Raw genomic sequence first — 1,821 nt, forward strand, 5'->3', positions numbered from 1 at the left:
CCCGAGGACACGCTGTACTACGGCGAGAGCCTGGGCGCCGCGGTCGTCTCCGGCCTCGCGCGGGAGCGGCCTCCGGCCGGGCTCGTCCTCCGCTCCCCGTTCACCGAACTCGCCGACGTGGGACGCCACCACTACCCGTTCCTGCCCGTCCGGACCCTGCTGAAGGACCGCTACCCGGTGACCGCGTCGGTCCGCGAGATCGGGGCGCCGGTCACCGTCGTCCACGGAACGCGCGACACGGTCGTCCCGCCCGACCTCAGCCGCGCGGTGGCCGCCGCGGCTCCCAGCCTGTTCGAGGAGGTGGCGGTCGAGGGCGCGGACCACAACGACCCCGCGCTCGTCAGCGGCCCCGAGACCGTAGGCGCGCTCGTCCGCCTCGCCGACCACGTGCGGTGAGACGGACACCCGGGGGAGCGGCCTTCGGACCCGACCCCGGAGCGGAACGGATGCCCGGCGTCCGGTACCGGGAGGCCGAACACGAACTCGGCGTGAAGATCCCGCGAAAGGAGACCATCACCGGCGACCACGGCGGTCTCGATACGGGCCGGTCCGGAGGAAACCGAGTAGTTTGCCTAGCAAACCCCATGGCGCATGGGTGGACCGAGCGTGGCACGACGGGATGATCGAAGGGTTCGAGTGGACGTACTGGTGGTTCTCGCTCTGGTGGCGGGGTTCGTTCTGTTGGTGGCCGGGGGCGAGACACTCGTCCGGGGCGCCGCCTCCCTGGCACGGACTCTGGGAATGTCCTCGCTGGTCGTGGGCCTGACCGTGGTGTCGTTCACGACGTCGGCGCCCGAGCTGGCGGTCAGCACCGACGCCGCGCTGTCCGGGTACCCGGGCCTGGCCGTGGGCAACGTCGTGGGCAGCAACATCGCCAACATCCTGTTGGTGCTCGGGACGGCGGCGCTGTTCGTTCCCCTGGCGGCGCACTCGCAGGTCGTGCGCGCCGACATCCCGGTGATGGCGACACTGTCCGTGGTGGTGCTCCTGATGGCCCTGGACGGGAACCTGAGCCGCTTCGAGGGCGCCGCTCTGTTCGTGATCCTGCTGGTCTACGTCACCGTCACGGTGCTCGTCTCCCGGCGGCCGGCGAGGGGCGGCCCGGGTTCCGCGCGTGCGGGCGCCGACAGCACCGGTCCGGGTGCGGCCGGCCCGGTCCGCGGCGCCACACGGACGAGGTCGATCCTGGTGGACGTGGTGCTCGTGCTCCTGGGAACGGCCCTGCTGGTGTCGGGGGCGCGGCTGCTGGTGTACGGGGCCAGCTCGGTCGCGGCGGCGCTGGGGGTGAGCGACCTGCTCATCGGGCTGACCGTGGTCGCGATCGGCACGTCGCTGCCCGAGCTGGTGACCTGTGTCGTCGCGGTGGTGCGCGGCGAGCGCGACATGGCGGTGGGCAACATCGTGGGCAGCAACGTGTTCAACATCGGCGCGGTGCTCGGACTGACCGCCATCGTGTCCCCCGTGGGGATCGCCGTCGCGCCGGAGGCCCTGCGGTTCGATCTGCCGATCATGGTGGCGGTGGCCCTGGTACTGCTGCCGATCGCCCTGAGCAGGTTGGAGGTGACCCGCTGGGAGGGTGCGCTGCTCGTCGGCTTCTACACCGCCTACATCACCTACCTGGTCATGGAGGCCACCGAACACGCGGCCCTGCAACCCTTCAGCGCCGCGATGCTGTGGTTCGTCATTCCGCTCACCGCGCTGTGGGCGTTGTCGGTGACGGCCTACGAGCTGAGCATGCTGCGCGCCAGGAGGAAACGCGCGGCCGCCCGCGCGCCCCGGCCCTGAAGGGGCGGGCACCGGCTCGACGTGAGGCGCGGCCCT

General features: G+C 71.7%; 2 protein-coding genes. Both read left to right on the plus strand.

The window, feature by feature from the left end; translation table 11 throughout:
- The coding region (locus D471_RS40155; protein WP_017598944.1) for an alpha/beta hydrolase at positions 1-396 on the plus strand (396 nt) is incomplete at its 5' end.
- Between the two features lie 240 nt (positions 397-636).
- The gene (locus D471_RS0112620; protein WP_017598945.1) at positions 637-1,785 is read left to right on the plus strand and encodes a calcium/sodium antiporter; all 1,149 of its coding nucleotides are present in this window, start codon (positions 637-639) and stop codon (positions 1,783-1,785) included.
- Positions 1,786-1,821: the final 36 nt, after the last annotated feature.

The organism is Nocardiopsis lucentensis DSM 44048, from assembly GCF_000341125.1.
Taxonomy (GTDB): Bacteria; Actinomycetota; Actinomycetes; order Streptosporangiales; family Streptosporangiaceae; genus Nocardiopsis; species Nocardiopsis lucentensis.